The 4,733-nt window shown below is 63.1% G+C and carries 5 protein-coding genes; 1 reads left to right on the forward strand and 4 read right to left on the reverse strand.

Annotated features, from left to right (window positions below; genetic code table 11):
* From ACOZKU_RS17890 to ACOZKU_RS17905, 4 genes are all read right to left on the reverse strand, one after another.
* The coding region (locus ACOZKU_RS17890; RefSeq protein ID WP_421580011.1) for a substrate-binding domain-containing protein at positions 1–786 on the reverse strand (786 nt) is incomplete at its 3' end.
* Positions 787–833: 47 nt separating this feature from the next.
* Complete coding sequence (locus ACOZKU_RS17895) at positions 834–1,832, reverse strand: ABC transporter permease (RefSeq protein WP_421580012.1); 999 nt, start codon at positions 1,830–1,832, stop codon at positions 834–836.
* Positions 1,795–3,390 carry a sugar ABC transporter ATP-binding protein gene (locus ACOZKU_RS17900; RefSeq protein WP_421580013.1) on the reverse strand — a complete coding sequence of 532 codons (1,596 nt, stop codon included), beginning with the start codon at positions 3,388–3,390 and terminating at the stop codon, positions 1,795–1,797. The genes ACOZKU_RS17895 and ACOZKU_RS17900 overlap by 38 nt, the downstream gene beginning before the upstream one ends.
* The gene (locus tag ACOZKU_RS17905; protein WP_421580014.1) at positions 3,387–4,100 is read right to left on the reverse strand and encodes a GntR family transcriptional regulator; all 714 of its coding nucleotides are present in this window, start codon (positions 4,098–4,100) and stop codon (positions 3,387–3,389) included. Before ACOZKU_RS17905 ends, ACOZKU_RS17900 begins: the two co-directional genes overlap by 4 nt.
* 73 nt (positions 4,101–4,173) lie before the next feature.
* On the opposite strand from ACOZKU_RS17905, the gene ACOZKU_RS17910 reads away from it, so the two are divergent.
* On the forward strand, positions 4,174–4,733 hold a 560-nt coding region (locus ACOZKU_RS17910; RefSeq protein ID WP_421580015.1), incomplete at its 3' end, for an Ldh family oxidoreductase.

The following is a 4,733-nucleotide window of genomic DNA, read 5'->3' on the forward strand; positions in this document are numbered from 1 at the left end:
CTCCTTCACCATCTCGATGACCTGCTTCATGCCGTTGCCGCCGAGGGCGTATTTGATGTCCTTGCGCCCGGCATTGTCGACGGCCTCGATAACGCCGAGCAGCATGTCGTCGTCATTGGCCCAGACGGCGTCGATCTTCGGATATTTCGCCAGATAGTCCTGCATCAGCTTGAAGGCTTCGTCCTGGTTCCAGTTGGCATACTGGATATCGAGGATTTTGATGTTGGACTTGGCGATGACATCCGAGAAGCCCTTGATGCGCTCGTCGTCGATCACCGTCGGAATGCCGCGCAGCACGACGATCTGGCCTTCCCCGCCTAGCTTGTCGACGAGCCAGTGCGCCGTGTTGGCGCCGACCGCGATATTGTCGCCGGCGACATAAAGATCCTGCACCGTCGGGTCCGTCAGACCGCGGTCGACGACCGAGATGAAGGTGCCCTTTTCCTTGATCTGTTCGACGGGGCCGGTCAGTTCCTCCGACGTGAACGGCAGGATGACGAGTGCGTCTAGCTTGCGGCTTGCCGAGAGATCTTCCAATGCTGAAACCTGGGCGGGCGCCGAGGACGCGGTGGACAGGACGACGTCGATGTTGGGGAACGCGGCCTCGATTTCCTTCTCGGCCTGCTCGGCATGGTACACCACGCCGCCGGTCCAGCCGTGTGTCGCGGCGGGGATCGAGACGGCGATCGTCACTTTCTCGTCGGCCTGCGCGCTGCCGAGTGACAGGGGAATGGTCAAGGCGACCGTGGACAGCAAGAGTGCTGTTTTCTGCATGATAGACTTCATGTTCTCCTCCTTTTGAAGTCAGTACCGATCTCGACCGAAGGCCGATATCAGCGGTTGGCGGTAAAGCGGTGCGCCAGCATGGCGATGATGATGATCGCGCCTTGAACGGCGGCGACGAGGTATTCCGAAACCATGTCCGAGAGGACCATGACGTTGGCGATGACCTCCAGAATGAGGGCGCCGGCGACGGTGCCGCCGATGCGTCCGCGTCCGCCGCGCAGCAGCGTGCCGCCAATGACGACCGCGGTGATGACCTGCAGTTCCCAGAGTTGCCCTGTCGTGGGGGTCGCAGCACCAAGCCGCGGCACGTAGCAGATGGCGGCGACTGCGACGCAGACACCCTGGATGACATAGGCCATGGTCCGCACGGCCGCGACATTGACACCGGAAAAGCGGGCAACCTCGACATTCGATCCGGCGGAGGTCAGGCGCCTGCCGAACTTGGTCTTGTAGAGCAGGAAGGCTCCGGCGAGCACGACGACGAAGGTGATCAAGACGGGGTAGGGAATGCCGAACAGGCTGCCGAAATAGACCGGCCGGTAGGCCTCGCGCAGGCTGCGGTCGATCGGCAGCGAGCCGCCGTCCGTCATGAAGGTGATGAAGGCGCGGAAGATGCCCATCGTGCCGAGCGTGACGATGAACGGCTCGATCCGCCCGAGCGTGACGATCAATCCGTTGAAGAGCCCGCACAGCGAACCGACAACCAGTGCGACGCCGGCCCCCATTGGTATGGCCCAAGCACCGAAACTCGGCGCAAGATGGTTCATCACCATGATCATGATGCCGGTGACGAAAGCCATCATGGAACCGACGGACAGGTCCAATCCGCCTGACGAAATGACGAAGGTCGCACCGACAGCGATGATCGCGATGAAGGCGCTGCGCGTAACGACGTTGATCAGGTTGGCCGACGACACGAAACTGGAATTCACCAACGCGCCGAACAGCACGATCAGCGCGAGCGCGATGAACGGCGCCAGGTCGGCCCAGCGAATGCGAGGGGCGGTGTCAGCCGGCGGGATTGTTATGGTTGCTGCGGTGGTCATGGTCTTCCTCCCCGCCGTCGGCGCCGCCACCCGTCGTGGCCGCGTAGACGACATTCTTCTCATTGATGTCATTACCGCGGAGCTCGGCGACGATCCGGCCGGCCCGCATCACCAGAACCCGGTCGGAAAGGCCGACCAGCTCTGGCATTTCCGACGAGATGACGATGCAGGCCTTGCCGGCACGCACCATCGCGTCGATGAAGTCGTAGATCTGGCTCTTGTTGCCGATATCGATGCCGCGCGTCGGTTCGTCGATGATGACCACCGAGGGATTCGCCATCATGACCTTGGCCAGCAGCAGCTTCTGCTGGTTGCCACCGGAGAGCTTGCCGGCTTCCAGGCGCAGCGAACGCACACGAATGTCATAGTCCGCCACCGCCTTTTCGAGCCGGCCGAACTCCGCCCGTTTGTCGAGCATGGAGCCAGGATTTATGGCATCGAGCGCCTGGAGCGTCAGGTTGGGACCGAGCTTCTCCTCCAGAAGCAGGCCTTTTCCCTTTCGATCCTCGGTCAGGTAGACGAGCCCGGCATCCATGAGCGTGCGCACGGAGCGATTGGAAATCTCCTTGCCGTTGACGGTGACGCGCGCCGCCTCCGAAGGTCGAAGCCCCATCAGCCCCTCGATCAGTTCGGTGCGCCCCGCGCCGATCATGCCGCCGATGCCGAGCACCTCACCCGGACGGACGGCGAAGGACACCTTCTCTCGTCCGTGATCGACGGCAAGGTCGGCCACGGTCAGGATTGGGGAAGCGACGGTCGGCGGCCGCTTGTGCGGGTAGAGCATGTCCAGCTCGCGCCCGACCATCAGTTCCGCCATCTCGCGCTGGCCGAGGCCGGCCGCCGGCCAGGTGCCGATCATCCGGCCGTCGCGCAGGACGGTGACGCGGTCGGCCAACGCCTGCACCTCTTCCAGGCGGTGAGAAATATAGAGCACGGCGACGCCGTGGTCTCGCAGGCTGCGGACGATGTCGAGCAGGGCTGCCACTTCGTCATTGGCCAGCACGGCCGTCGGCTCGTCGAGGATCACGACCTTCCGCTCGTCCAGCAGCGCACGGGCAATCTGCACGAGCTGGCGCTGGGCAAGCGGAAGGTCGCAGACGCGGTCGCGAGGGCGCGCCGTCGATCCGACCCTTGCGAGCAACTCGGCGGTGCGCCGGTTCATCGACCGATCATCGACCATAAGACCGCGCCCAACCTCACGGCCGAGAAAGAGGTTTTCGGCGACGGTCAGGTCGGCGGCCAGCAGAATTTCCTGGTGGACCAGCACGATACCCGCATCTTCCGCCTCCACCGCATTGCGAAATGCGATCGGCGCGCCGTCGAGCAGCAGGTGACCCTCAGTCGGCGCGACGTGGCCAGACAGCAACTTCATCAGTGTCGACTTGCCGGCGCCATTCTCGCCGATGATGGCATGCACTTCTGCGGTACGTACATCAAACGTGACGTCGGAAAGCACCGTAATCTGGCCGTACGTTTTGCCCAGACACTCGGTCCGGAGGACGGCGACCGCCGCGTCTCCCGGAGGCGCTAGTGATTGGGGGGAGAGGACCGCGTTCATTCGAAAGCCGAGAGCAGTCGATCGCGCGAGCGCTCGATGTGGATGCGCATGGCGTCATGCGCCGCCTGCGGTTCGCCCGAGCGGAAGGCTGCGAGCAGGTTCTCGTGCTCCTCGAGAGCCTCCTGCGTAACCCGCGTGTGGAACATCAACCGAAAGATATGCAGGTGCACATGCTGGTTCGACAGCGTGCTGCGGATGATCTCGTTGCCGGCGATCTTCAGAATGGCGTCGTGGAACTGCGCATCGGCACGCGCGAACCGGGAATAGCGGGTATTGCGATCGACCGGCGCCTCGCCGTGTCCCATATCGGCAGCCGAGGTTTCAAGCTCCGCCAACGCGGCGGGCGTCATATTGATGACGGCAAGCCGGGCGGCCTCCGGCTCGACGAGCAGGCGGAAGGCATAGAGGTCTTCGAACTGCTTGCGCGTCCACTGAGGGGCCGCGCTATAGCCAACGAGATGCTCCTTGCGCACGAGGCCCTCCCGTTCGAGGCGGCTAAGCGCTTCACGGACCGGGGTCTGCGACACGCCGAGATCACGGGAGAGGACATCGATCGGAATGCGAGCGCCGGGCGCTATCTCCAGCGACATGAGGCGGTGATAGATGTTGTCATAGACACCCTCTACGACGCTGATCGGTCGAATGACCGGCGCCCTGCCCTCCCGCTCCGCTGCAATTGCCACGTTTGCTCTCCGACTGCTTATTGACATGCGATCATTTGTTGCAAATAAGATATCGCATGTCAAATACAATATCGTATATGATCCGATATAGGATATGAGAATGAAAATCATGCCCGATCAGCTCCGCAGGCTGGCGACAGGCCTGATCGAGAGCCGCGGAGCGACACCGGAAGCCGCGACGCTTCAGGCCGATCTCCTGGTCGAGGCCGAGTTGCGCGGGCTGCCATCGCACGGCCTGCAACGGCTGCCTCTCCTTCTCTCGCGCCTCGAAAAAGGACTGGCAGATGGCCGTGCGCGGGGTGCCGGGACTTGGTCCAGGCAGGCCTTTCTCGATGTGGATGGAGAGCGCGGGCTCGGCCCGGTCGTGCTCATGAACACCATGGGCCGTCTGAAGCAGATCCTGCCCGAGACGGGGATAGCTGTTGCCGCCATCCGCAACGCCAACCACATTGGCATGCTCGCCTATTACGCGGAGGCCGCCGCCCGTGACGGCCTGATCGCAATTGTGATGTCGACGAGCGAGGCGCTGGTCCATCCCTTCGGCGGGACCGAAGCCATGCTCGGCACCAACCCGATTGCGATCGGGATTCCCTCGGGCGACCGGCCATTCGTGCTCGATCTTGCGACGAGCGTCGTCTCCATGGGCAGGATCCGCAACCA

This window comes from Shinella sp. M31 (assembly GCF_049199205.1).
GTDB lineage: Bacteria > Pseudomonadota > Alphaproteobacteria > Rhizobiales > Rhizobiaceae > Shinella.

Coding starts and splice junctions, on each gene's coding strand:
- ACOZKU_RS17895 (WP_421580012.1), bottom strand. CDS start 1,832: ATGACCACCGCAGCAACCATAACAATCCCGCCGGCTGACACCGCCCCT.
- ACOZKU_RS17900 (WP_421580013.1), bottom strand. CDS start 3,390: ATGAACGCGGTCCTCTCCCCCCAATCACTAGCGCCTCCGGGAGACGCG.
- ACOZKU_RS17905 (WP_421580014.1), bottom strand. CDS start 4,100: ATGTCAATAAGCAGTCGGAGAGCAAACGTGGCAATTGCAGCGGAGCGG.